The 23740-nt window shown below is 71.7% G+C and carries 22 protein-coding genes; 15 read left to right on the top strand and 7 right to left on the bottom strand.

The genetic code is table 11. The features are described from left to right. Nucleotides 1-39 precede the first annotated feature (39 nt). Both P2F65_RS01105 and P2F65_RS01100 read right to left on the bottom strand, forming a co-directional pair. A complete protein-coding gene (locus tag P2F65_RS01105) occupies nt 40-1308 on the bottom strand; it encodes an HRDC domain-containing protein (RefSeq protein ID WP_275803307.1) in 1269 nt (422 codons plus the stop codon). A 32-nt stretch (nt 1309-1340) separates the two neighbouring features. Next, on the bottom strand, nt 1341-1925 hold the full coding sequence (locus P2F65_RS01100) for a DUF3000 domain-containing protein (RefSeq protein WP_275803305.1): 585 nt from the start codon (nt 1923-1925) through the stop codon (nt 1341-1343). 214 nt (nt 1926-2139) lie between these two features. Between P2F65_RS01100 and P2F65_RS01095 the strand changes: the two genes are divergently transcribed. The 3 genes from P2F65_RS01095 to hemE all read left to right on the top strand — a co-directional run bounded on the left by P2F65_RS01095 (nt 2140) and on the right by hemE (nt 5042). Beyond that, entirely contained in the window at nt 2140-3063 is a 924-nt protein-coding gene (locus P2F65_RS01095) for a hypothetical protein (protein WP_275803303.1), read from the top strand. 62 nt (nt 3064-3125) lie between these two features. Then, nucleotides 3126-3950: a DMT family transporter gene (locus tag P2F65_RS01090; protein ID WP_275803301.1), complete on the top strand. Its 825-nt coding sequence runs from the start codon at nt 3126-3128 to the stop codon at nt 3948-3950. Between the two features lie 48 nt (nt 3951-3998). After that, nucleotides 3999-5042, top strand: coding sequence for a uroporphyrinogen decarboxylase (gene hemE / locus P2F65_RS01085; RefSeq protein ID WP_275807188.1), 1044 nt, complete (start codon nt 3999-4001; stop codon nt 5040-5042). Nucleotides 5043-5096: 54 nt separating this feature from the next. Here the strand turns inward: hemE and P2F65_RS01080 are convergent, their stop codons facing one another. Further along, nucleotides 5097-6692 (bottom strand): glycoside hydrolase family 13 protein, encoded by a 1596-nt coding sequence (locus tag P2F65_RS01080; protein WP_275803299.1) that lies wholly within the window; start codon nt 6690-6692, stop codon nt 5097-5099. A 14-nt stretch (nt 6693-6706) separates the two neighbouring features. Then, entirely contained in the window at nt 6707-7663 is a 957-nt protein-coding gene (locus tag P2F65_RS01075; RefSeq protein WP_275803296.1) for a DUF4349 domain-containing protein, read from the bottom strand. Nucleotides 7664-7782: 119 nt separating this feature from the next. Here P2F65_RS01075 and hemG point away from each other — a divergent pair, with 119 nt between their 5' ends. The 4 genes from hemG to P2F65_RS01055 all read left to right on the top strand — a co-directional run bounded on the left by hemG (nt 7783) and on the right by P2F65_RS01055 (nt 10903). Beyond that, nucleotides 7783-9213: a protoporphyrinogen oxidase gene (gene hemG, locus P2F65_RS01070; protein ID WP_275803294.1), complete on the top strand. Its 1431-nt coding sequence runs from the start codon at nt 7783-7785 to the stop codon at nt 9211-9213. Between the two features lie 11 nt (nt 9214-9224). After that, nucleotides 9225-9926 carry a hydrogen peroxide-dependent heme synthase gene (gene hemQ, locus P2F65_RS01065; protein WP_275803293.1) on the top strand — a complete coding sequence of 234 codons (702 nt, stop codon included), beginning with the start codon at nt 9225-9227 and terminating at the stop codon, nt 9924-9926. A 112-nt stretch (nt 9927-10038) separates the two neighbouring features. Continuing rightward, a complete protein-coding gene (locus P2F65_RS01060; RefSeq protein WP_275803291.1) occupies nt 10039-10395 on the top strand; it encodes a hypothetical protein in 357 nt (118 codons plus the stop codon). 73 nt (nt 10396-10468) lie between these two features. After that, a complete protein-coding gene (locus tag P2F65_RS01055) occupies nt 10469-10903 on the top strand; it encodes a DUF1810 domain-containing protein (RefSeq protein ID WP_275803289.1) in 435 nt (144 codons plus the stop codon). An 8-nt stretch (nt 10904-10911) separates the two neighbouring features. Here P2F65_RS01055 and msrB read toward each other — a convergent pair whose 3' ends face one another. Continuing rightward, nucleotides 10912-11334, bottom strand: a complete 423-nt coding sequence (gene msrB / locus P2F65_RS01050) for a peptide-methionine (R)-S-oxide reductase MsrB (RefSeq protein ID WP_275803287.1) — start codon at nt 11332-11334, stop codon at nt 10912-10914. A gap of 69 nt (nt 11335-11403) precedes the next feature. On the opposite strand from msrB, the gene P2F65_RS01045 reads away from it, so the two are divergent. Continuing rightward, on the top strand, nt 11404-13542 hold the full coding sequence (locus tag P2F65_RS01045; protein WP_275803285.1) for an ATP-dependent DNA ligase: 2139 nt from the start codon (nt 11404-11406) through the stop codon (nt 13540-13542). 4 nt (nt 13543-13546) lie between these two features. Next, nucleotides 13547-14716, top strand: coding sequence for an alpha/beta fold hydrolase (locus tag P2F65_RS01040; protein ID WP_275803283.1), 1170 nt, complete (start codon nt 13547-13549; stop codon nt 14714-14716). Here P2F65_RS01040 and P2F65_RS01035 read toward each other — a convergent pair. Then, complete coding sequence (locus P2F65_RS01035) at nt 14713-15450, bottom strand: dihydrofolate reductase family protein (protein ID WP_275803281.1); 738 nt, start codon at nt 15448-15450, stop codon at nt 14713-14715. The genes P2F65_RS01040 and P2F65_RS01035 overlap by 4 nt on opposite strands. Before the next feature lie 81 nt (nt 15451-15531). Here P2F65_RS01035 and zapE point away from each other — a divergent pair, with 81 nt between their 5' ends. The 6 genes from zapE to ugpC all read left to right on the top strand — a co-directional run bounded on the left by zapE (nt 15532) and on the right by ugpC (nt 22034). After that, nucleotides 15532-16530, top strand: a complete 999-nt coding sequence (gene zapE, locus P2F65_RS01030) for a cell division protein ZapE (RefSeq protein WP_275807186.1) — start codon at nt 15532-15534, stop codon at nt 16528-16530. Between the two features lie 16 nt (nt 16531-16546). After that, nucleotides 16547-17524 carry a polyphosphate kinase 2 family protein gene (locus P2F65_RS01025; protein WP_275803279.1) on the top strand — a complete coding sequence of 326 codons (978 nt, stop codon included), beginning with the start codon at nt 16547-16549 and terminating at the stop codon, nt 17522-17524. Nucleotides 17525-17640: 116 nt separating this feature from the next. Then, the gene (locus tag P2F65_RS01020; RefSeq protein ID WP_275803278.1) at nt 17641-18951 is read left to right on the top strand and encodes an ABC transporter substrate-binding protein; all 1311 of its coding nucleotides are present in this window, start codon (nt 17641-17643) and stop codon (nt 18949-18951) included. Beyond that, entirely contained in the window at nt 18948-19919 is a 972-nt protein-coding gene (locus P2F65_RS01015; RefSeq protein WP_275803276.1) for a sugar ABC transporter permease, read from the top strand. Before P2F65_RS01020 ends, P2F65_RS01015 begins: the two co-directional genes overlap by 4 nt. 1 nt (nt 19920) lies before the next feature. Then, nucleotides 19921-20754, top strand: a complete 834-nt coding sequence (locus P2F65_RS01010; RefSeq protein ID WP_275803274.1) for a carbohydrate ABC transporter permease — start codon at nt 19921-19923, stop codon at nt 20752-20754. A 35-nt stretch (nt 20755-20789) separates the two neighbouring features. Continuing rightward, a complete protein-coding gene (ugpC, locus tag P2F65_RS01005) occupies nt 20790-22034 on the top strand; it encodes a sn-glycerol-3-phosphate ABC transporter ATP-binding protein UgpC (protein WP_275803272.1) in 1245 nt (414 codons plus the stop codon). Between the two features lie 38 nt (nt 22035-22072). Here the strand turns inward: ugpC and P2F65_RS01000 are convergent, their stop codons facing one another. Then, entirely contained in the window at nt 22073-23719 is a 1647-nt protein-coding gene (locus P2F65_RS01000; RefSeq protein WP_275803270.1) for an acyl-CoA dehydrogenase family protein, read from the bottom strand. Nucleotides 23720-23740 lie beyond the last annotated feature (21 nt).

The following is a 23740-nucleotide window of genomic DNA, read 5'->3' as shown; positions in this document are numbered from 1 at the left end:
GGTGCCCCCCGTACGAGCGTCCGGCGTGCCTGCGGGACGTCAGGCGTCAGGGTGCGCCTCGAACGCCGCAGCCACCATGGGCGCCACGATGTCGACCTGCCACTGCCGGGCGCCGAGCGCGAGCAGCGCGGCAGTGAAGCCGGCGGCTGAACGGTCCGCCGGCGGGGTCCAGATGACCCGGCGAAGGGGGTCGGGCGACATGACGTTCTCGACCGGGATGTCGTGCTCCTGGGCGAACGCGGTGAGCGCGGCACGGGTGGCGGTGAGCCGCTCGGCGGCCACGGGGTCGCGGTCGGCCCAGGCGCGCTGGGGTGGCGGCCCGTCGGAGCGCAGTGTCAGCGGCGGCAGGTCGGTCTCGGGGATCGCATGGGCCCGCCGCACCGCCTCGAGCCACTGCCGCTGGTAGCGCTGGATGGCGCGGTGGCCGCGCGGCAGCTCGTGCACGCTCCGAGGCGCCGCCATGGCCAGCTCGACGAGCACCGCGTCGGGCAGGACCCGGCCGGGGGAGACGTCACGGTCCATGGCGATGCGGTCGCGGGTCTCCCACAGCTCGCGCACGACGGCGGCCCCGCGCCGCTGTCGCACCTTGTGCATGCCGGAGGTGCGGCGCCACGGGTCGACCCGCTGTCCCGGTCCGGTGAAGTCCAGCAGGGCCTCGAACTCCTCGCGGGCCCAGCCGGCCTTCCCCTGCCGGGCGAGGTCGACGCCCATGAGGTTGCGCAGCTCCACGAGCACCTCGACGTCGAGAGCCGCGTAGAGCAGCCACGGCTCGGGCAGCGGTCGGGTCGACCAGTCGACCGCCGAGTGCTCCTTGGCCAGCGAGAGGCCGAGGTAGTGCTCCACCACGGCGGCGAGCCCGACGCGGGGGAGGCCGAGCAGCCGCCCGGCCAGCTCGGTGTCGAACAGCTGCCGTGGTCGCAGCCCCACCTCGGCGAGACAGGGTAGGTCCTGGGTCGCGGCGTGGAGGATCCACTCCGCGCCGCCGATGGCCTCACCGACGGGGGAGAGGTCGGGTACCGCGATGGGGTCGATCAGCCAGGTGCCGGAACCTTCCCTGCGCAGCTGGACGAGGTAGGCGCGCTGCCCGTACCGGTACCCCGAGGCGCGCTCGGCGTCGAGGGCCACCGGGCCCTCGCCGGCGCGGATCGCCTCTGCCGCCTCGAGGAGCCGTCGCTCGTCGGTGACGACGTCGGGGACACCCTCGGCGGGGGCGTCGAGCGGCGTGAGCGCCTCGGGCGCGGGCTCGACGGCAGGCTCGAGCGCGGGCTCGACCGCGGCCGCCGCCGCCGCGGGTTCCGATGGTGTCACGCGGCTAACCTACCGGCCACGTGCCCGGGAGGTCAGCGCCGCTGCCCGGGCAGGGCGATGACGCCCTCGGGCAGCGGGGGCAGCCCGGCGATCGTGCAGAGCAGGTCGCACCAGGCCTCGAGGTGGTCGCCGAGGCTCCCGCCCAGCGGGGTCCAGGAGGCGCGCACCTCCATCTCCACGCTGGCCGGGCGGTCTGAAAGGCCGGCGAAGCTCTCCGAGACCACGCGGGTGACCGTGCCGGCCTCGGCCGTGTAGGGGAGCCGGTGGCCGTCGAGGGCGTCGATGAGCCAGGCCCATCCGACCGACCCGAGCATGGGGTCGCTCGCGAGCTCGGGCTCGAGCTCGGCGCGCGCGAACGTCACCGCCCGCCACATCCCGTCCCACGGCTCCGGTGCGGAGGGGTCGTGCAGCAGGACGAACCGTCCGGAGGCGAGCTCGTCCTCGGACCCGGCGCTGCCCACCACCTCGGCGGTGAGGGCCACGGCATACGGTGCGATGCGCTGCGGTGCAGGCACCTCGCTCAGACGCACCTCGGGGCGCAGCCGTGCGCCGCGCAGCTCGCTGAGCGCCTGCGCGAACTCGGGTGACTGGTCACCGGTGACCGATCTGCTGCCCACCTCCACAGCGTATGCCGCGGGGGCGCCTTTCCCGGGGAGGTCCGCGTGCTCGTGTCGCCCCCGCGACCCGTACTCCACCCTTCCGCGGAGCCGGGCTAGGCATTGTGGAGGTTGCCCGGTGCCACGGGCCCGGGGTGAACCTGAAGGCATACCCGAAGTCGCCCCGACGGGTGGGCCCGCAGGGCCGGGGCCGATGGACCTCAGGGAGGGCCAGATGCGACAACCACGTTCGACAACCTCCGCGGCCATCGTGCTGGGGACGGCACTCACCCTCGCGGCGGCGGCCTGCGGCGACGCCTCCGAGCCGGCCGGCGCGGGCACGACCACGTCGTCGACGACCACGACGGCTACGCCCACACCGGTCGAGCAGCCCACGACCGGACCGGCCAAGGGCTTCGACGTCTCCAGGTTCACGAGCCCCACCACGGTGGACAGCACCTGGCTGCCGATGAAGCCCGGCACCCACATGGTCTACCGGGGCCAGACGATCGAGGAGGACGAGAAGATCCCGCACCGGGTCGAGTTCACGGTGACCGACCTGACGAAGGTCGTCGCGGGAGTCGAAGCGGTCATGGTGCTGGAGCTCGACTACTCAGACGGTCAGCTCGAGGAGGCCGAGCTGGCGCTCTTCGCCCAGGCCGACGACAAGACGATCTGGCACCTGGGCCAGTACCCCGAGGTCTACGAGGAGGGCAAGGTCGTCGAGACGCCCGCGTGGGTCCACGGCGTCAAGGGAGCCCAGGCCGGCATCACCATCCGGGAGGGCGACACGGCGGGTGACCCGAGCTACTCGCAGGGCTGGGGGCCGGAGGTGGGCTGGTCCGACCGGGCCCGGGTCATCAAGGTCGACCAGCGCACGTGCGTCCAGGCGGGCTGCTACGAGGGGGTCAAGGTCACCGAGGAGTCCAGCGACGACGAGCCGGGGGCCCTGCAGCTGAAGTACTACGCGCCCGGCGTCGGGAACGTGCGGGTCGGCTGGGGCGGGACGGACCCGACCAGGGAGACCCTCGAGCTGGTGTCGGCGGAGACGCTCGACTCCGCCGCTCTCGCCAAGGCCCGGGCCGCCGCGCTGAAGCTGGAGAAGAGCGCCTACCAGCACAGCAAGCAGGTCTGGGGCACCACGGAGCCAGCCAGCTGAGCCGAGCCGGGCGGCGCGGGGCGTCGTCGCCCGGCCCCGGCGCGGCTCGGTACCGTGCCGCCATGCTGTCGCTGCTCGCCCTCGCCTCGAGCGTGTGCTGGGGCACCGCGGACTTCTTCGCGGGCCTGAAGTCCAAGAGCCGGCCGGCAGCAGCGGTGGTCGCCTGGTCGCAGGGGCTGGGCCTGGTCGTGGTCTCCGTCGTCGTCCTGCTCCAGTGGGGCGAGATGTCCGTCGACGGCTGGCCGCTGTGGTCGGTCGCGGCCGGGGCGTCGGCAACGATCGGCCTCGTCAGCTTCTACTCGGCGCTGAGCAGCGGCACCATGGGCGTCGTGGCGCCGGTGGCGTCACTGGGCGTGGTGGTGCCGGTGCTGCTCGGGCTGCTCGGCGGTGAGCAACCGCCCGCCAGCACGTGGTTCGGGATGCTGCTGGCCGTGCTGGGCATCGCGCTCGCCTCAGGGCCGGAGCTGTCCGGGGACGTGTCCGCCCGACCCGTGCTGCTGGCGAGCGTGGCGGCCGTCGGCTTCGGCTTGGCCCTCTACTGTCTCGACCGGGGGGCGCGCGAGTCGCTGCTGCACACGCTGTGGGGCATGCGGCTGACCTCGGTCACGGTCTTCGTGGTGGCGGCCCTGGCGCTGCGCACCGCCGGTGGCATGGTGGCCCGCGACATGCCGGGCCTGCTCGCGATCGGGGTCGGCGACCTCGCGGCCAACGGCCTGTTCGCCTTCGCCTCCTCCCGCGGCCTGGTGAGTGTCGCCAGCGTGCTGGGCTCGCTGTACCCGGTGGTCACGGTGCTGCTCGCGCGGTTCCTGCTGCACGAGCGGCTGCTGCTCATCCAGTCCGTCGGGGTGGCTCTCAGCCTGGTCGGGGTCGCGGTCATCGCCGCCTGAGCCGTCGCGAGGGCGGCGTGAAAGACTCGCCCGGTGACCGCCTCCCACATGCTCGACAACCCCCAGCTCGACGACAGCAACCTCGTGCGGGCCGCGCGCCAGCAACCGGTGACGCACACGCCCGTGTGGTTCATGCGTCAGGCCGGTCGGTCCCTGCCGGAGTACCGGCGCGTGCGCGAGGGCATCCCCATGCTGGAGTCGTGCCGCCGGCCCGACCTGGTCGCCGAGATCACGCTGCAACCGGTGCGCCGCCACGGGGTCGACGCCGCGATCTTCTTCTCCGACATCGTCGTCCCGTTGGCGGCCGTGGGCGTCGACCTCGACATCAAGCCCGGGGTCGGGCCCGTCGTGGCGGAGCCGTTCCGCACCCGTGCCGACCTCGACCGGCTGCCCGAGCTGACGCCCGAGCACGTGCCCTACATCACCGAGGCCGTGCAGATCCTCACGGGCGAGCTGGGCACGACGCCGCTCATCGGCTTCGCGGGGGCGCCGTTCACCCTCGCCTCCTACCTCGTGGAGGGCGGGCCCAGCAAGAACCACGAGCACACCAAGGCGCTCATGTACGGCGACCCGCAGCTGTGGGACGACCTGTGCGCCCGGCTGGCCCAGATCTCCGGGGAGTTCCTGCGGGTGCAGGCGTCGGCCGGGGCTTCGGCGGTGCAGCTGTTCGACTCCTGGGTGGGTGCGCTGCCCCGGGCCGACTACGAGCGCTTCGTGCAGAAGCACTCGGCGCGGGCGCTCGCGGCCGTGACCGACCTCGGAGTGCCGAAGATTCACTTCGGCGTCGGCACCTCCGAGCTCCTGCCGCTCATGGGCGCGGCCGGCGCCGACGTCGTCGGCGTGGACTTCCGGATCTCCCTCTCCGACGCGCTGTCCAGGCTCGGTGGGCACTACGCGGTGCAGGGCAACCTCGACCCGGCCCTGCTGTTCGCGCCGTGGGACGCCCTCGAGGCCAAGGTGCGCGAGATCGTGGAGCAGGGCCGCCAGGCCCCGGGCCACATCTTCAACCTCGGCCACGGCGTCCTGCCCGACACCGACCCCGACGTGCTCACCCGCGTCACGGAGCTGGTGCACGAGATCAGCGCCCGCTGAGCGGTGCCCACGACGCGCTGAGCGGCCTGCTCACGACGCGCTGAGCTGGCGCGCTCACCACCCACTGAGCCAGGCGGCCGTGTCCGGCGGCAGCTGGTCCACCACCACGAGCGGTCCGCTCGTGAGGAGCACCTCGCCCGGCGGGAGCACCGCGGGCTCCTCGCCGAGGTTGACGACGAGGCGCAGGTTGCCGCGGTCCGCCACCAGGAGGCCCCCGCCCTGCACCACGACCGCTGTGGCGTCGTCGGGGGCGAGCCGTCCCTCGGCGTGGAGCCGGTGACGCAGCGCCAGCGCCCGCCGGCACAGCTCGAGGGTCGACTCCGGCCGACCGCTCTGGGCGGCGACGGAGAGGGCGGCCCAGCCGTCGACGGGCAGCGGCAGCCAGGGCTGGGCGGTGGGCTCCGACGAGAAGCCGTGGGCGCCCGCGGGGTCGCAGGTCCACGGCAGCGGCACCCGTGCGCCGTCCCGCGTCACGCCGGAGCGCAGCCACGCCGGGTCCTGCCGCGCCGCGACCGGCACGTCGACCTCGGGCAGCCCGAGCTCCTGACCCTGGTAGAGGTAGGCCGAACCCGGAAGGGCCAGCACGGCCAGCACGGCGGCCCTGGCTCGGGCCGTGCCCCGCGAGCCGCCGCCGTAGCGGGTGGGGGTGCGCACGACGTCGTGGTTCTCGACGACCCACGTGACAGGCGAACCGGTTGCCTCGGCAGACTCCAGCAGCTCGGTGGCCGCGGCCCGCCACGCCTGGGCGTCCCAGGGGGCGGCGAGGAAGGCGAACGCGAACGCCTGGTGGAGCTCGTCGGGCCGCAGGTAGCGGGCCGCTCGTTGCGGCAGCAGGTTGACCTCGCCCACGAGGACGCGTTCGGGGGAGTACTCCTCGCAGATGCCGCGCCAGCGCCGGTAGACCTCGTGCACCTCCTCCTGGTCGCAGGCAAGCGGGTTGCCACGCAGCCGCATGGGCTCGATCTCCCTGGGAGCCCGGTGGTCGGGCAGGCCGTCGGCCTTGAACAAACCGTGCGCGACGTCGATGCGCACGCCGTCGGCCCCGCGGTCGAGCCAGAAGCGCAGGGCCTCGTCCATGAGCGCCCCGGTGGCCGGGTGCCGCCAGTTCCAGTCGGGCTGCTCGGGCGCGTACAGGTGCAGGTACCACTGACCAGGGCTGCCGTCCGGCTCGGTCACGCGCGTCCACGCAGGCCCGCCGAAGACGCTGGGCCAGTTGTTGGGTGGCAGCTCACCTCGCACGCCGCGCCCGGGCAGGAAGTGGAACCGGGCTCGCTCGGGGCTGCCTGGCCCAGCGGCCAGCGCCGCGCGGAACGCCGGGTGCTCGGAGGAGCAGTGGTTGGGCACGAAATCGACGATGACGCGCAGTCCCAGGGCGTGCGCCGCAGAGACGAGGTGGTCGAAGTCGCCGAGGGTGCCGAACAGCGGGTCGACGTCGCAGTAGTCGCCGACGTCGTATCCGTGGTCGGCCTGCGGTGAGCGCTGGAACGGCGTCAGCCAGATGGCGTCGGCGCCGAGGTCGGCGATGTGCAGGAGGCGGCTCGTCACGCCGGCCAGGTCACCCACGCCGTCGCCGTTGCTGTCGGTGAACGACCGCGCGTACACCTGGTAGACGACGGCGGAGCGCCACCACCCCTCGTCGCGTCTACCCATGGGGCCCGAGTCTGTCAGCCGGCGGCGTTCACGGGGGAGCGGTGGGCCCGACGGCGTCGAACCACCCACCACACCGGCAGGGCGACCACCGCGGCGGTGACGGCGAAGGGCAGCACGGCGCCGAGCGCGGTCAGCAGCACGACCACCGACGCGGTGAAGGCACTCCAGCCGCCCTGGAGACCCGCCAGGAAGCCATCGTTGTCGTCGGAGACGATCACGTCGGAGTCGGTCGTCAGGCTGACCTGGATGGGGGCGCGAGCCACCCGGTCCTTGAGCGAGGCGAGCTGCGCCTCGAGCGCCTCGAGGTCGGCCTGGCGCCGGCTGAGCTCGGACTCCAGCGTCACGATCTGGGCGATGTCGGTGGCTCGCGCCATCAGCGCCCGCACGCGGTCGACGCTCGCCCGCATCGTCTTCACCCGGCTCTCGGTGTCGATGTACTCCTCGCGGACGTTCTCGCTGGTGGACTCTCGCCGGATCACGGTTCCGACCTCGCTGAGCGCGGCCAGCGCCTGGTCGAGCCGGTTCCCGGGCACCGAGATGGTGATCTGGCCGTAGTTCATCGCCGTGATCCTGCCCCGGTCGGGCACGGGGGTCTCGCCGCCGTCCCCGATGCTCTCGCTCAGGATGACCCCGTCGTGCGCGGTGCTGATGGAGCGCACGGAGGCCGCCGCCGCAGCGATGCTCTTCACCTTCAGGGCCAGCACGGCGCTGCGGGCGAGGTACTCGGACTGGGCGGTCACCGCTGCGGGGTCGACCCGGCCGAAGCTGCCGTTGTCGGGGCCGCCTTTGGCGCCGCCGGACCTGTCCTGCCCGGCGCTGGGGGGCTGCGCCTCGCTGCCGGCGCTGTCGCGGGCCACCGCGCCCGTCGAGGAGTCACTCCCGGATCCGCTGCACGCGGACGCGAGCAGGAGGGCTGCTGCCCCGGCGACGAGCGCCGCGGTGGTCCGGCGGAGGTGACGGTTGACGTTCATGGCGGCCCCCTGGGCTCGACTGGCGCTGCACGGCTGGACACCTGTGGGAGGGGTCGTCGCCCGTCCCGGGTTCCCACCCCGCGGTGTCGATTCGGTCACGGCCTTGGCAGAGTGGGCCCGTGTCCAGCACCTCCCTTCCCGCCCCCCGCGTCGTCGTGCTCGGAGGGGGCATCGCAGGGCTGGCCGCTGCCTGGGACCTCTCACACCGCCTGCCCGACTGCGACATCTGCGTGGTCGACGCCTCGGACCGGCCGGGCGGCAAGCTCCGCCTCGAGACCGTGGCGGGTCGGCGCGTCGATGTCGGCGCCGAGTCGGTGCTCGCGCGCAGACCCGAGGCGGTCGAGCTGGTGGAGGAGGCCGGTGCCGGAGGCCTGCTCACCCATCCCGCCACCACGGCGGCGAGCGTCTGGTCGCGAGGCGACCTGCACCCGCTGCCGAAGGGCACGCTGATGGGGGTGCCCGGTGAGCCTGAGGCGGCACGGGGCCTGCTCACGAACGAGGAGGTGGCCCGCGCAGCCGACGAGCAGCCGTGGCCCGCGGGGGCGCTGGAGGACGACGTCGCGGTGGGCGACTACGTCGGCGCGCGGCTGGGGACCGCGGTCGTGGACCGCCTGGTCGAGCCGCTGCTGGGCGGCGTGTATGCCGGGCACGCCAGCCGCCTGTCCCTGCAGGCGTGTGTGCCGGGCCTGTTCGAGGTGGCCCGCTCCGGGGGCAGCCTCGGCGCCGCCGCCCGCGCTGCGGCGGCGGCCGGGGCGCCGAACACCAGTCCCGTCTTCGCCGGAGTGGTCGGCGGGATGGGGCGCTTCGCGGAGCTGCTCGTCGACGCGCTCCGGGCGCGGGGCGTGGAGATCCGCTCCGGGCTGATCGCTCGCGATCTCCACCGGCGCCCAGACGGTGGGTGGACCGTCGTCACGGGCCCGCGTCCGGCTCCCGAACGGCTCGAGGCGGACGCCATCGTGCTGGCCGTGCCTGCTGCGCCGGCGGCCCGCCTGCTGCGTCGGCACGCACCGGCCGCAGCCGAGGAGCTCTCAGCGATCGAGTACGCGTCGATGGCCATCGTCACCCTCGCCGTCGCCAAGGACGGTCTCGGCGACCTCCCCGGATCGGGTTTCCTCGTGCCGCCCGTCGACGGCCGCGGCATAAAGGCCAGCACGTTCTCGTCCAACAAGTGGGCGTGGGTCGGCGCCCTGTCCGACGACGTGTTCTTCCTGCGGGCGTCGGTCGGCAGGGCGCGGGAGGAGGCCGACCTGCAGCGCCCCGACGACGGCCTCGTCGCCCTGGCCGCAGAGGAGGTCGGCCAGGCGCTGGGCCGCCCGCTGACCCGGGTGCTGGACGCCAACGTCCAGCGCTGGGGTGGTGGGCTCCCGCAGTACGCCGTCGGCCACACGGCGCGCGTCGCCCGGGTGCGGGCAGCCGTCGCGGACCTGCCGGGGCTGGAAGTCGCCGGGGCCGCCTACGACGGCGTCGGCATACCGGCGTGCATCGCCAGCGGGCGGGCAGCGGCCGCCGGGGTCGCGACCCACCTGACCATCGCCGGGGCGCACGGGTGACAATGGGGCACATGACCGGCAAGCCCTCCCCGTCGCGCATCCGCGAGATCAACGCCTCCATCCGCTACGCCATGTGGTCCGTCTTCGCCGTGACCGCGCCGCTCGGTGACGAGCGTGACGTCATGGCCAAGGAGGTCGAGGAGCTCTTCGCCGAGCTCGAGGGCGAGGGCGTGCTGACCCGCGGGGTCTACGACATCGGCGGCATGCGGGCCGACTGCGACTTCATGGTGTGGTGGCACGCCGAGCGCATCGAGGACGTGCAGGGCGCCTACCGGCGCTTCCTCAAGACGCGACTCGGGCAGCTGCTCGAGCCGACCTGGTCGGCTGCTGCGCTGCACCGGCCGGCGGAGTTCAACAAGAGCCACATCCCGGCGTTCCTCGCCGACGAGGAGCCCAAGGACTTCATCTGCGTCTACCCGTTCGTGCGTTCATACGAGTGGTACCTGCTCGAGGACAAGGAGCGCCGCGACATGCTCCGCGAGCACGGGCAGATGGCGCGCGACTACCCCGACGTACGGGCCAACACCATCGCGTCCTTCGCCCTCAACGACTACGAGTGGGTGCTGGCGTTCGAGGCTGACGAGCTGCACCGCATCGTCGACCTCATGCGCGAGCTGCGGGCGTCCCGGGCGCGGATGCACGTCCGGGAAGAGGTGCCGTTCCACACCGGGCGCCGGGTCGAGGTCGGCGAGCTGCTCCAGTCGCTGCGCTGAGGGCGGTCACTGGCCCACCTCCCTCGGATGTGCCATCCCGAATAGCCATGGTTCGGTCCTGACCTCGCGACGAGACTGCAGGAGCAGGGGACACCAGCACAGGAGGTCTCCGATGGAGAAGTTCGCCGTGGCAGTCATGCCCATCGCCGACATGGGGGGCTGGAAACAGTTCCTGGACGAGGCCACGTCCGGCGCCAGGGGGGACGCGCAGCGCGAGCTGCTGCGTCGCGGTGGGGTGACGGCGGAGCACGTCTTCCACCAGCCGACGCCGATGGGCGACCTGATGGTGCTGGTGTGGGAGGGCGTCGACCAGGACCAGATGAGCCAGCTCTTCGCGGACATGCTGCAGAACCCGACGACCGACCATGAGCGGTACGTGCGGGACGTCGTGATCCCCAAGGTCCACGGGGTCGACCCGACCCAGCCCCCCGCCCCTCCCGCGCAGCTGGTGGCCAGCCACAGGACGTAGGGCAGGTCCGGCGGTGCGTATGCCATGGACGCATCGGTGACGCAGGCAGCGCGCACCCGGCAGGATGGGCAGCATGAGTGCGCCCTTCGACCTCACCCGGTTCGTCACGGCCCAGGAGGAGGGCGGTAGGTACGCCTCAGCCCTGCGCGAGCTGCGGGCCGGGGGCAAGACGGGCCACTGGATGTGGTTCGTCTTCCCCCAGGTCGCGGGACTCGGCCGCAGCGAGTCCGCCCGGTTCTACGCCCTGTCCGGCCTCGACGAGGCGCGCGCCTACCTCGCGCACCCGACGCTGGGGCCGCGGCTCGTCGAGTGCGCCGACACCCTGGCAGGCCTGCCGACGCACGACCCGGTGGCGGTCCTCGGCACCGTCGACGCGATGAAGCTCAAGTCGTCGATGACGCTGTTCGCCCACGCCGCCGAGACCGACGAGCAGCGCGCGTCGTTCCGGGCGGTGCTCGACAGGTACTTCGGCGGAGCCGAGGACCCCGAGACGCTGCGCCGGATCTGAGCGGGACCTCAGCCGGCCTTCGGGCGCAGCGTCATGGATATGGAGTTGATGCAGTAGCGCTGGTCGGTGGGCGTGTCGTAGCCCTCGCCCTCGAAGACGTGCCCGAGGTGGCTGCCGCAGGTCGCACAGCGCACCTCCACGCGCTTCATGCCGAGGCTGGTGTCCTCGATGTACTCGACCCGGTCCTCGGCGAGGGGGGCGTAGAACGACGGCCAGCCGCAGTGGCTCTCGAACTTGGTGTCGGAGGTGAAGAGCTCCGCACCGCAGGCCCGGCAGGCGTAGACGCCCTCGGTCCTGGTGTCGGTGTACTCGCCGACGAAGGGGCGCTCCGTGCCCGCCTGTCGCAGCACCTGGTACTCCGCCGGGCTGAGCTGAGCCTTCCACTCGTCCTCGGACTTCGTGACGGCATACGTGCGGTTGGTCTGCTCCATGCTGGGGACAACCGCGACGGCCTCCCGAACGTTCCCGCCGCCGGTGGTCGCGCCGACTAGGCTCCCGCCATGAGCGCCAAGCCGCTGGTCCTGGAGGTGCCCGGCCCCGACGGGGTGCGCGAGGTGCGCGTCTCCAGCCCTGACCGGGTGATGTGGCCTGACGCAGGCATCACCAAGGGTGACCTGGCGGCCTACACCATGGCGGTGGCCGAGCCGCTCATGGGTGCGCTGCGCGACCGCCCCGTGACCCTCCAGCGGTTCCCCGAGGGCGTCGACGGGGAGGAGTTCTACTCCAAGAACCCGCCCCGCGGGGTGCCCGAGTGGGCGCGCACGGTGATGTGCACCTACCCCTCGGGGCGCAGGCACCCGCAGCTGGTGGTCGACGAGGCCGCGACCGCGGTGTGGGCCGTGCAGATGAACACCGTGACGTTCCACCCGTGGCCCGTGCGCACGGAAGCGGTCGACAACCCCGACGAGCTGCGCATCGACCTCGATCCCCAGCCGGGCCGTACCTTCACCGACGCCGTGGAGGCGGCCTTCGCGCTGCGCGACGTGCTCGCCGAGATCGGGCTGACCGGCTGGGCGAAGACCTCCGGCAACCGCGGCGTGCACGTCTACTGCCGCGTGCGCCCCACCCACGAGTTCCTCGACGTGCGCCACGGCGTCATCGGCATCGCGCGCGAGCTCGAGCGCCGCCTGCCCGACCTCGTCACCACGGCGTGGTGGAAGGAGGAGCGGGGCGAGCGCGTCTTCGTCGACTTCAACCAGGCGTGCCGTGACCGCACGATCGCCTCGGCATGGAGCCCGCGTCCGCTGCCGGGTGCACCGGTGAGTATGCCGGTCAGCTGGGAGGCGCTGAAGGGCGTGAGTCCCGGCGACTTCACCGTGCGGACGGTGCCCTCGATGCTCGCGGCCGACGGCGACGCCTGGGCGGACATCGACGACGCCGTCGGTGACGTGTCGGCAGCGATCGCCTTGTGGGACAAGGACGTCCACGAGCGTGGGCTGGGGGAGATGCCGTTCCCGCCCGACTACCCGAAGATGCCGGGGGAGCCGCCGCGCGTGCAGCCGAGCAAGCGCCGCCAGGACCGCCAGGACCGCGACTACCTCGGGCCCAAGGCGGACCGCGACGCCGAGTGGGGGCTGCCGCTGGTGCCGCACGTCGCCCCGATGCTGGCCAAGTCGGTCAAGGCCATGCCGGAGGGCGACCTGCTCTACGAGCCCAAGTGGGACGGGTTCCGCTCGATCGTGTTCCGCTCCGGCGACCGCGTCGAGATCGGAAGCCGCAACGAGAAGCCGATGACCCGCTACTTCCCCGAGGTGGTCGAGGCCGTGAAGGCGAACCTCCCGGAGAGGTGCGTCGTCGACGGCGAGATCGTCGTCGTCGGCCCGACCGGCGACCGCCTCGACTTCGACCTGCTCCAGCAGCGCATCCACCCGGCCTCCAGCCGGGTCAGGAAGCTGTCGCAGGAGACGCCGGCCCACTTCGTCGCCTTCGACCTGCTCGCCCTCGGTGACGACGACCTGCGTGAGCGTCCGTTCGCCGAGCGGAGGGCGCTGCTCGAGGAGGCGCTGGCCGACGCCGAGCCGCCGGTGCACCTGACGCGTGCGACGCGGGACCGTGCGCTGGCGCTCGAGTGGTTCGAGCAGTTCGAGGGCGCCGGGCTCGACGGCGTCGTCGCCAAACCGCTCGACGGCACCTACCAGCCCGACAAGCGGGTGATGTTCAAGGTCAAGCACGAGCGCACCGCCGACTGCGTGGTGGCCGGATACCGCACCCACAAGAGCGGGCCCGACGCGATCGGCTCCCTGCTGCTCGGGCTCTACCGGGGCGAAGAGCTGGTGAGCGTGGGGGTGATCGGCGCCTTCCCGATGGCGCGCCGCCGTGAGCTCTTCGAGGAGCTGCAGCCGCTCGTGACGACCTTCGACGACCACCCTTGGGCGTGGGCGCGCCAGGAGGAGGGCACCCGCACCCCCCGCAACGCCGAGCAGAGCCGGTGGGCCGCCGGCAAGGACCTCTCGTTCACACCCTTGCGGCCGGAGCGGGTCGTCGAGGTGCGCTACGACCACATGGAGGGCGAGCGCTTCCGGCACACCGCCCAGTTCGTCCGGTGGCGGCCGGACCGCGAGCCCCGCTCGTGCACCTACGAGCAGCTTGACGAGCCGGTCAGCTTCGACCTCGCCGACGTGCTGAGCGGCGGGGACTGACCTGATGGGGGCCAGTCGCGACGTCGTCCGGCGGGCCGCGCTGGGTGCGGCGATCACCGGTGGCTCCGTCACCGCCCTCGGTGCCCTGTCCTCGATCAGCGCCGCCGCCTACTTCGCCCGCCGCGCCCTCACCCCCGACCGGGAGCGGCCCGACGACACCGAGATCCTCGCGGTGGACGACCACAGCGTGACGCTGGGGCTCAGCGCCGACAGCGCCGTGCCGGGGCGGTACGGGCTGTGGCTGGACGGCACGGAGGGCCACTGCCGGGTCGGTGACGTCCTGGAGCTCGACCAGGAGCGGGGCAGGGTGCGACGCGAGCTGCTCGGTGTCGACTTCGGACGCCTGGCGCCGGGGTTCGCCCGGTGGAACCAGTACTACTACGGCTCGTCCCCGGACCGCTCTCTCGGCCTCCCGACCCGGCATGTCGAGGTGCCGACCGAGCTCGGGCCGATGGCAGCCTGGGTCGTGGAGGCCGAGCGGCCCACGGACCGCTGGGCGGTCCTCGTCCACGGGCGGGGCGCGCGGCGCGAGGAGTGTCTGCGCGCCATCACACCCCTGCGCGACAGCGGGATCAACGTCCTGGTGCCGTCGTACCGCAACGACCTCGGTGCGCCGAGCGGTCCCGACGGCCGCTACAACCTGGGGCTGTCCGAGTGGCGCGACATCGAGGATGCCGCCCTGTGGGCCGTGCAGCAGGGAGCGCGCGAGCTGGTGCTGGTGGGATGGTCCATGGGCGGCGCCATCGTGCTGCAGACGCTCGACCGCTCGTGGCTCACCGGGCACGTCAGCCACGTCGTGCTCGACGCGCCGGTCATCGACTGGAACGACGTGCTCGCCCACCACGCCCGGGGCCACGGCGTGCCGGCTCCCGTGGGGACGCTCAGCCGCACCCTCATGGGCAAGCGTTGGGCCCGCAGGCTCGTCGGTGTGCACGACCCCGTCGACGTGGCCAAGACCAACTGGGTGGCCAGGGCCGACGAGCTGCGGCACCGGATCCTGCTCATCCACTCCGTCGACGACGAGTTCGTGCCGGTCGGGCCGTCCGAGCGGCTGGCCGAGGCGCGGCCCGACCTGGTCCGGTTCGAGCCGTGGGAGACCGCGCGGCACACCAAGGAGTGGAACACCGATCCGCAGCGCTGGGAGAACGCCGTGCGGGAGTTCGTCTCCCCCTAGTGGTCGGCCGCCGGGTGCACCACCCGCCAGCGGCCCATGACGGTGCCGTCGCCCTCCACCAGGGCCATCGGCGCCAGCGGCACCTCGAACGCCGGGGCACGGGCGATCCGGCCCTGGTCGCCGCCGACGGCGACGGGCGACCACGTGAGGTCCAGCTCGTCGACGACGCCGGCTGACAGCATCGCGCCGAGCAGGCTCGGACCGCCCTCGGTGAGCACGCGCGGCATACCCCTGTCGGTCAGCTGCCGGCGCAGCTCTGGCAGGTCGACCGCGTCGTCGCCGCAGAGGAGCACGCCGGCGTCGCCCAGGGCTCGGCGAGCCGCCGCGACCGCGTCGGCCGGCGCGGCACGGTGCGTCACGAGCAGGACGTCGCCCCGGCCCGGCGCGGGAGCGAGCAGGGCCTGCGGCACCCGGGCGCTGTTGCTCACCACGGCGAGTGGCAGCGGGCCCCCGTCCTCGGCGCCGAGCCGCGTGTAGCCCTCGGCGCGGATCGTGCCCGCGCCCACGACGACCACGTCGCTCAGCCGTCGCAGCAGCCGGAAGACCACGCCGTCCGCGGCGGTGTTGATCGTGCCGGAGCGACCGTTGGCGCCGGTGGCCGCGCCGTCGAGGGTGGAGACGAAGTTCGCCCGCAGCCACGGGCCGGCGGGCGGGGCGTAGACCTCGGCCAGGGCGGCCTCGTCGAGGGTCTCGCCGGGGGAGTGCGAGCCGGTCTCGTCGAGGAGCAGGCGCATGCCCCGCAGTGTGCCACTCACTACGCTGCCGGTGTGTCCACCTCGATCACCACCCGCGAGCCCCTCCTCGACCGCGAGCGGCTGATCCGCGAGCTCGTGCCCCCGCCGCGTTTCGACGCCGAGCGCTTCTCCACCTACCGGCCCGACCCCGCCCAGCCGAGCCAGGCCGCTGCGGTGCAGCGGTTGGAGGAGTATGCCGCGCGGCTGGACGGCGCTGCCGGGAACGGGGCGGGCGGTGGTCGCGGCCGCTGGTGGCGCCGGGGGAGCGACCGTCAGCAGGGGCCCAAGGGCGTTTACCTCGACGGCGGCTTCGGCGTGGGCAAGACGCACCTGCTCGCGAGCCTGTGGCACGCCGCTCCCGAACCCAAGGCGTTCGGCACCTTCGTCGAGCTCACCAACCTCGTGGGCGCGCTCGGGTTCTCGGAGACCGTCACGGCCCTGCAGGGCTACCGGCTGCTGTGCATCGACGAGTTCGAGCTCGACGACCCGGGCGACACCGTGCTGATGGCCACCCTCCTGACCCGGCTGAGCGAGTCCGGGGTGGGGCTCGCGGCGACGTCCAACACCCTGCCCGGCGCCCTCGGCGAGGGTCGCTTCGCCGCCGAGGACTTCCTCCGCGAGATCCAGGCGCTGTCCGACCGGTTCGAGGTTCTCACGGTCGACGGCGAGGACTACCGGCACCGAGGCCTGGCGCCGAGCCCACCGCCGCTGTCGGACGAGGAGGTGGCCGCCCGCGTCTCGGAGGTGGGCGGGCTGTGCGACCGGTTCGACGACGTCACGACTCACCTCGCGAAGGTGCACCCCAGCCGCTACCACGCGCTGCTCGACGGGGTCACCTCGGTCGGCTGGCAGGGGGTGCGGCCAATCTCGGACCAGATGGTGGCGCTGCGACTGGTGGTCCTGGCCGACCGGCTCTACGACAACGACATCCCCGTGTTCGCCAGCGGCCACCCGCTCGGCGAGCTGTTCACGCCCGAGCTGATGAAGGGCGGGTACCGGAAGAAGTACTTCCGGGCGGTGTCGCGGCTGACCGCGCTGGCACGCGAGGGAGTCGGAGAGGTCGCGCACGGCATGGGCTGATGCCACGATGCCCTCCATGGCGAAGTCGGAGAAGAAGAGCGGCAAGAAGTCCGGGAAGGCCAAGGCCGGGAAGGCTCGGGGCAAGGGCGCGTCGGGCGGCGACCCGCTCGCCACGGCTGAGGTGCTGCCGACGCCGAAGGCGGCCGCTAAGCCGATGCAGCCCGGTTCGTTCACCGAGGCGCTGCGCGTCGGCGAGGGCTTCAGCCTCTTCGACACCGACACGCGGGCGACGCCGGCTTGGGACGGCGACAAGGCGGCGGCCGAGGAGGCGATGGTGCCTCTCGCCGGTGAGACCAGCGAGCTGCAGGAGAGGTTGTACGCCGAGTCGAGGATGGGCGGCCGGCGCTCGCTCCTGCTGGTCGTGCAGGGGATGGACACCTCGGGCAAGGGCGGCATCATGCGGCACGTCGTGGGGGAGATGGACCCGCAGGGCGTCAGCTACACCGCCTTCAAGGCGCCGACGGCCGAGGAGAGGAAGCACCCCTTCCTCTGGCGCATCCGCAACGCGCTCCCGCAGCCGGGGCAGGTGGGCGTCTTCGACCGCTCGCACTACGAGGACGTGCTGATCGTGAGGGTGCGCGAACTGGTGCCGCGCAGCACCTGGTCGCGGCGCTACTCCCAGATCAACGCCTTCGAGCAGTCCGTCGTCGAGTCCGGGACGACCTTGGTGAAGGTGATGCTGCACGTCTCGTCCGATGAGCAGAAGTCCCGGCTCATGCGGCGCCTCGACCGGCCGGACAAGAACTGGAAGTTCAACCCCGGCGACGTCGACGAGCGAATGCTGTGGCCGCGTTACCAGGAGGCGTACCAGGCAGTGCTGGAGAAGACCTCCACTGCCGAGGCCCCGTGGTTCGTCGTGCCGGCCGACCGCAAGTGGTACGCCCGGCTCGCGGTGCAGAACCTCGTGCTCGAGCACCTGCGGGCCATGGACCCCCAGTGGCCTGCCGCCGACTACGACGTGGAGACGGAGAAGGCCCGGCTGGCGGCGACCTGAGACGGGGCGGATGACTCCTGCGTCACAACTGTTGCGCGCACCGCCACGAGTGCCTAGTTTCGACCCACAGGATGTGTGACACCGATCACACGCCGCCGCCTGCCGAAGGAGCGACGATGAGGTCACTGACCGGACGAGGTAGGGCAGGGAGGCGGCGACGCGCCCGCGTGCTGGCCGTGGGGGCCGTGCTGGGGCTCACCGGCGGGCTTGCCGCCTGCGCCGGCGGCGGAGACGAGGGCGTCGTCGTCAATCTCTACGGCGGAGCGAGTGCGGTCGGCTTCGAGGACATCCTCGCGGACTGCAACAAGAAGGCGGCCGGCAGGTACACCATCGTCGGGAACCTGCTGCCGAGCGACGCCGACGGCCAGCGCGAGCAGTTCGTCCGCCGGCTCGCGGCCAAGGACACGGGGATGGACCTCCTGGGGATGGACGTCACCTGGACAGCCGAGTTCGCCGAGGCGGGGTGGATCGAGGAGATCACCGGCGACAAGAAGGCCCAGGCCATCGAGGGCGTCCTCCAGCCGCCGGTCGACACCGCGACGTGGAAGGACAAGCTGTACGCCGTGCCGAGGACGACCAACGTCCAGATCCTCTGGTACCGCAAGTCGCTCGTGCCCGAGGCACCCAAGACTTGGGACCAGCTGATGGCCGCAGCCCAGAAGCTCAAGGACGAGGGCAAGCCGTACCAGATCGCGTTCACGGCCGCCCAGTACGAGGGCTACGTCGTGAACGTGAACAACATGCTCAACGCCTACGGCGGCACGTTCGTCAACGAGGACAGCACCGAGGCAACCATCGACGAGAAGGCGGTTCAGGGCCTCACCCTGCTCAACAAGCTGGCCACCTCGGGCCTGACCAGTGCATCGCTGTCCAACTCCCAGGAGCCCGAGGTCTTCGCCGACCTCCAGGCCGGCAGAGCCGCGTTCGCCCTGAACTGGCCCTATGTGCTCAGCGCCATGCGCAGCGCAGGCGAGACCGACCCCAAGAGCAAGGAGGTCGCGGACGACCTCGGCTACGCGCCGTTCCCGACCGTCAACGAGGGTGACGCGCCGAAGGTGACCCTGGGCGGGATGAACTACGCGGTGAGCACCTACAGCGAGCACAAGGAGGAGGCCTTCGAGGCAGGGATGTGCCTGCGGTCGGAGGAGAACCAGCTGCGGGCGGCGCTCGATGCCGGTGACGCTCCCGTCTTCGAGCGGATCTACACCTCCAACGAGGAGTTCCGGAAGCAGTACCCGATGGGTGACGTCATGCTCGAGGAGCTCAAGAACGCAGTTCCTCGCCCGGTGACGCCGATCTACCAGAACATCTCGACGATCGTCTCCACCTCGCTGTCGCCACCGGCAGACATCAACCCCGAGCAGAGTGCGGCCGAGCTCGATGACTCCATCCAGCAGGCCATTGACGGAAAGGGGATCCTGCCGTGAGCACCAACCTCCCCACGCAGCCCGGCGCCGAGGTCGAACGGGACCAGGCACGGGGAGCCGGCACCGACCGCGGCACCGAGATCGCCCGTCAGCGCTTCAGCGAGGGCAAGCGGGCCGAGCGTCGGCTGGGCCTGCTGCTCTGCGCGCCGGCCGTCATCACCATGCTGGCGGTGACGGCATACCCGATCCTCTACGCCTTCTGGCTCTCCTTGCAGCGCGCCGACCTCCGCACCCCCGACCAGAACGAGTTCATCGGGCTCGAGAACTACGTCACGGTCCTGTCCAGCCCCATCTGGTGGGACGCATTCGGCATCACGATGCTCATCACCGTCGTGAGCGCAGCGCTCGAGCTCGTCTTCGGGATGCTGCTCGCGATCGTCATGCACCGCACCATCGTCGGCCGCGGCCTGGTCCGCACCTCCGCCCTGGTGCCCTACGCGATCGTCACGGTCGTGGCGGCCTTCTCGTGGCGGTTCGCCTGGACGCAGAACCTCGGGTGGCTCGCCGGCGAGAACGCGCCGCTGACCGAGAGGTGGCCCTCCGTGGCGATCATCATCCTCGCCGAGGTGTGGAAGACGGTGCCGTTCATGGCGCTGCTCCTCATGGCCGGGCTCGCGCTCGTGCCGGAGGACCTGCTCAAGGCCGCCTCGATGGACGGGGCCACGGCATGGCAGCGCTTCTGGCAGATCACGGTGCCCCTGATCAAGCCGGCCATCCTGGTGGCGCTGCTCTTCCGCACCCTCGACGCGTTCCGCATCTTCGACAACATCTTCGTGCTGACGGGCGGCGCCAACGGCACGTCGTCGGTGTCGATGGTCGCCTACAACAACCTCATCAGAGGCCTCAACCTCGGCATCGGCTCGACCATGGCGATCCTGATCTTCATCACCATCGCCATCATCGCCTTCCTCTTCATCAAGCTGTTCGGGGCGGCGGCACCAGGTGCGGACACGGAAGGGAGGCGCTGACATGCGCCAGGAGACCGCTCAGCGCAAGTGGACGTGGTGGGGCATCAACACCATCGTCCTGCTCTACGCCTTCATCCCGGTCGTCTGGATCATCTCGATGTCCCTCAAGGACGCGGGGACGCTCAACGACGGCAGGTTCCTGCCGGTCTCGCCCTCCACCGAGAGCTACACCCAGATCTTCGAGAACAGCGACTTCACCCGCGCGCTGATCAACTCGATCGGCATCTGCCTCATCGCCACGTTCATCGCGCTGGTGTTCGGCACGATGGCGGCGTACGCGATTGCGCGCCTGGACTTCCCGGGGAAGAAGACGATCGTGGCCGTGTCGCTGCTGATCTCGATGTTCCCGCAGATCGCGCTCGTGACGCCGCTGTTCAAGATCCTCACGAGCATAGGGCTGTTCGACACGTGGATGGGCCTGATCATCCCCTACGTCACCTTCGCGCTGCCGCTGGCGATCTACACCCTGTCGGCGTTCTTCCGCGAGATCCCCTGGGAGCTGGAGAAGGCGGCCAAGATGGACGGGGCCACGCCCTTCCAGGCCTTCCGCCAGGTGATCACCCCACTGGCCATGCCTGGGGTGTTCACCACCGCGATCCTCGTCTTCATCGCCTGCTGGAACGACTTCCTGTTCGCTATCTCGCTGACCTCCACGTCGGCATCCCGAACGGTGCCCGCGGCCATGTCGTACTTCACCGGTGCCACGACCTTCGAGAAGCCCGTCGGGCCCATCGCCGCTGCGGCCGTGGTCATCACCGTCCCCATCGTCATCTTCGTGCTGCTCTTCCAGCGGCGCATCGTGGCCGGCCTGACCTCCGGCGCCGTCAAGGGCTGAGCGCCCGATCACCGTGAACGACTGAAGGAGCAGAGATGGCCGAGATCGTCCTCGAGAACGTGGTCAAGCGCTACCCCGATGGTGCGCTGGCCGTGGACCACTTCAACCTCACCATCGCCGATGGTGAGTTCATCATCCTCGTCGGCCCATCGGGCTGCGGGAAGTCGACCACGCTGAACATGATTGCCGGCCTCGAGGACATCACCGAGGGCAAGCTGATCATCGACGGCCAAATGGTCAACGACAAGGCCCCCAAGGACCGTGACATCGCCATGGTGTTCCAGTCCTACGCGCTGTACCCCCACATGACCGTCGGCGAGAACATGGGCTTCCCGCTCAAGCTCGCCGGCGTCGACAAGGCCACCATCGACAAGAAGGTCAAGGAGGCAGCCGAGATGCTGGAGCTCACCCAGCACCTCGACCGCAAGCCGTCGAACCTCTCCGGTGGCCAGCGCCAGCGCGTGGCGATGGGACGGGCGATCGTGCGCCAGCCCAAGGCCTTCCTCATGGACGAGCCGCTGTCGAACCTCGACGCCAAGCTGCGGGTGCAGATGCGGACCCAGGTGTCCCGCATCCAGAAGGCGCTGGGGACCACGACGATCTACGTCACGCACGACCAGACCGAGGCGATGACCCTCGGCGACCGGGTCGTCGTGATGCGAGGGGGTCTCATCCAGCAGGTCGGCTCCCCGCAGGAGCTCTACGACCACCCCGTCAACCTCTTCGTCGCAGGCTTCATCGGCAGCCCGTCGATGAACTTCCTGCCGGGCAAGGTGGGCGAGGGCAGGATCACGAGCCCGCTGGGCGAGGCCAAGCTGCCCGAGGGCGCACGCAAGGCCATCGAGAAGGCCGGTGACGTCCGCGACGTGATCATCGGCATCCGCCCCGAGCACTTCGAGGACGCGAAGATCGTGCGCGACAGCGAGGGTGGGCGCTTCACAACGACTGTCGACCTCGTCGAGTCGATGGGCTCTGACGTGTTCGTCTACTTCACCCTGCGGGCCGAGGAAGCGCACTCCAAGGACCTCGAGGACCTGGCGGCGGACACCGGCTACGACCTGCACGGGGACGGCATCACGATCACCGCGCGCCTCGACGCAGCCTCGCGGGTGAGGGAGGGAGCGGAGGTCGAGCTCTGGTACGACACGAGCAAGATGCAGATCTTCGACGCCAAGACCGGACAGAACCTGGTGGCCCGGCCCACCGACGAGGACAGCCCTGAGAACCCGCCTTCCGCGCCGGCGATGGCCTCGGGGGAGAGGGACGAGGGCGAGGCCTGACCCGTGCGCTCTGACACGCCGGCCCGACCGCCGGCGTGTCAGAGCACGAGTGCGCGCTCGAGGATCCGTTCCGCGCTGTCCTGCACCAGAGAGCCGTCGAGGGTGCCCAGCGTGTGACCGTGACCGCCGGCGATCCGGCTGGCGACGAACGCGTCGGCCACCTCGCTCGGCGCGTGCTGGGCCAGGAGCGCGGCCTGGAGGGTCACGGCCAGCGTCTCGACGACCCGACGGGCGCCGACGGCGGCGCCGGGCTCTGCGGCATACCGGGCCACCTCCTCGAGGCCGTCGATGGCGTCGTCGAGTGCGGCACTGTGGCCGAGGCCGCGCTTGGCCTCGCGGACGAACGCCTCGACGGCCTGCGGCTGGCGCGAGACGGCGCGCAGCACGTCGAGGGCGTTGACGTTGCCCGAGCCCTCCCAGATCGAGTTCAGCGGCGCCTCGCGGTAGAGGCGGGCGAGGCCGTTCTCCTCGACGTAGCCGTTGCCGCCCAAGCACTCCAGCGCCTCGGCCACGACCGGCGCAGTGCGCTTGCACACCCAGTACTTGCCGACCGCGACGGCGAGCCGGGAGAAGTCGGAGTCGCCCTCGTCGACGGCGTGTGCGAGGCGCAGCGACAGCGTGGTGGCGGCCTCGGTCTCGAGGACGAGGTCGACGAGCACGTTGCGCATCAGCGGCTGTTCGACGAGCCGAGCCCCGAAGGCGGAGCGGTGCCGGGCGTGGTGGACGGCGCGCACCACGGCCTGCCGCATGGTGGCCGTGGAGCCGAGCACGCAGTCGAGCCTGGTGGAGGCGACCATGTCGATGATGGTGCGCACGCCGCGTCCCTCGTCGCCGACGCGCACACCCCAGGTGCCGTCGAACTCGACCTCGGACGAGGCGTTGGAGCGGTTGCCCAGCTTGTCCTTGAGGCGTTGCAGCGCAAAGGGATTGCGGGTCCCGTCGTCGAGGACACGGGGGACGAGGAAGCAGGTGGGGCCGGCCTCGGTCTGGGCGAGCACGAGAAAGGCGTCGCTCATCGGCGCCGAGAGGAACCACTTGTGGCCGGTGAGCCGGTAGGTGTGGCCGCCGGCCAGGGGGCCACCCGGTGCAGCGGTCGCGACGGTTGTGTTGGCGCGCACGTCGGAGCCGCCCTGCTTCTCCGTCATGCCCATGCCGGCGATGGCGCCGCGCTTGCCGGACAGGGGGCGCAGACCGAAGTCGTACTCCCGGGAGGCGAGCTTCGGCACCCATGCCGCAGACAGCTCGGGGTTGGCGCGCAGGGCGGGCACGGCGGCATACGTCATCGACACGGGGCACAGGTGCCCGGCCTCCACCTGGGACCAGACGATGAAACCGGCCGCCCGGCGCACGTGGGCGCCGCTGCCCGCAGGCTCGGTCCACGGTCCGGCCGTGAGGCCGTGGACGACGGCGGTGTCCATGAGGTCGTGCCAGGAGGGGTGGAACTCCACCTCGTCGACCCGCTCACCGGTGGGTGCGTGGGTGCGCAGCACCGGCGTGTGGAGGTTGGCCAGGTCGCCGGCCCGCTGGGCCTCGGGACGGCCGGCCAGCTCCGCGAGGACGGCGATGTCCTCGTATGCCGTCGCGCCGGCCCAGCGTCGCAGGCCCTCCTCGAGCGCGGGGTCGCTGGTCAGCAGGCTGTGGCCGGAAAGCGGCGGTACCTGGTTGGTGACGGCGTGGGTGCTCACCTCGGCAGCCTAGGGCGGACA

It is taken from the genome of Knoellia sp. p5-6-4, from assembly GCF_029222705.1.
GTDB lineage: Bacteria > Actinomycetota > Actinomycetes > Actinomycetales > Dermatophilaceae > Pedococcus_A.
Note: the sequence above shows the minus strand (reverse complement) of the source record. Positions and strands in the feature narration are given on the sequence as shown.

Excerpts from the sequence above, each read along its gene's own strand:
- P2F65_RS01095 (WP_275803303.1), top strand. The coding sequence starts at position 2,140 with ATGCGACAACCACGTTCGACAACCTCCGCGGCCATCGTGCTGGGGACG.
- P2F65_RS01090 (WP_275803301.1), top strand. The coding sequence starts at position 3,126 with ATGCTGTCGCTGCTCGCCCTCGCCTCGAGCGTGTGCTGGGGCACCGCG.
- hemE (WP_275807188.1), top strand. The coding sequence starts at position 3,999 with ATGCTCGACAACCCCCAGCTCGACGACAGCAACCTCGTGCGGGCCGCG.
- P2F65_RS01080 (WP_275803299.1), bottom strand. The coding sequence starts at position 6,692 with ATGGGTAGACGCGACGAGGGGTGGTGGCGCTCCGCCGTCGTCTACCAG.
- P2F65_RS01075 (WP_275803296.1), bottom strand. The coding sequence starts at position 7,663 with ATGAACGTCAACCGTCACCTCCGCCGGACCACCGCGGCGCTCGTCGCC.
- hemQ (WP_275803293.1), top strand. The coding sequence starts at position 9,225 with ATGACCGGCAAGCCCTCCCCGTCGCGCATCCGCGAGATCAACGCCTCC.
- P2F65_RS01060 (WP_275803291.1), top strand. The coding sequence starts at position 10,039 with ATGGAGAAGTTCGCCGTGGCAGTCATGCCCATCGCCGACATGGGGGGC.
- P2F65_RS01055 (WP_275803289.1), top strand. The coding sequence starts at position 10,469 with ATGAGTGCGCCCTTCGACCTCACCCGGTTCGTCACGGCCCAGGAGGAG.
- msrB (WP_275803287.1), bottom strand. The coding sequence starts at position 11,334 with ATGGAGCAGACCAACCGCACGTATGCCGTCACGAAGTCCGAGGACGAG.
- P2F65_RS01045 (WP_275803285.1), top strand. The coding sequence starts at position 11,404 with ATGAGCGCCAAGCCGCTGGTCCTGGAGGTGCCCGGCCCCGACGGGGTG.
- P2F65_RS01040 (WP_275803283.1), top strand. The coding sequence starts at position 13,547 with ATGGGGGCCAGTCGCGACGTCGTCCGGCGGGCCGCGCTGGGTGCGGCG.
- P2F65_RS01035 (WP_275803281.1), bottom strand. The coding sequence starts at position 15,450 with ATGCGCCTGCTCCTCGACGAGACCGGCTCGCACTCCCCCGGCGAGACC.
- P2F65_RS01025 (WP_275803279.1), top strand. The coding sequence starts at position 16,547 with ATGGCGAAGTCGGAGAAGAAGAGCGGCAAGAAGTCCGGGAAGGCCAAG.
- P2F65_RS01020 (WP_275803278.1), top strand. The coding sequence starts at position 17,641 with ATGAGGTCACTGACCGGACGAGGTAGGGCAGGGAGGCGGCGACGCGCC.
- P2F65_RS01010 (WP_275803274.1), top strand. The coding sequence starts at position 19,921 with ATGCGCCAGGAGACCGCTCAGCGCAAGTGGACGTGGTGGGGCATCAAC.
- ugpC (WP_275803272.1), top strand. The coding sequence starts at position 20,790 with ATGGCCGAGATCGTCCTCGAGAACGTGGTCAAGCGCTACCCCGATGGT.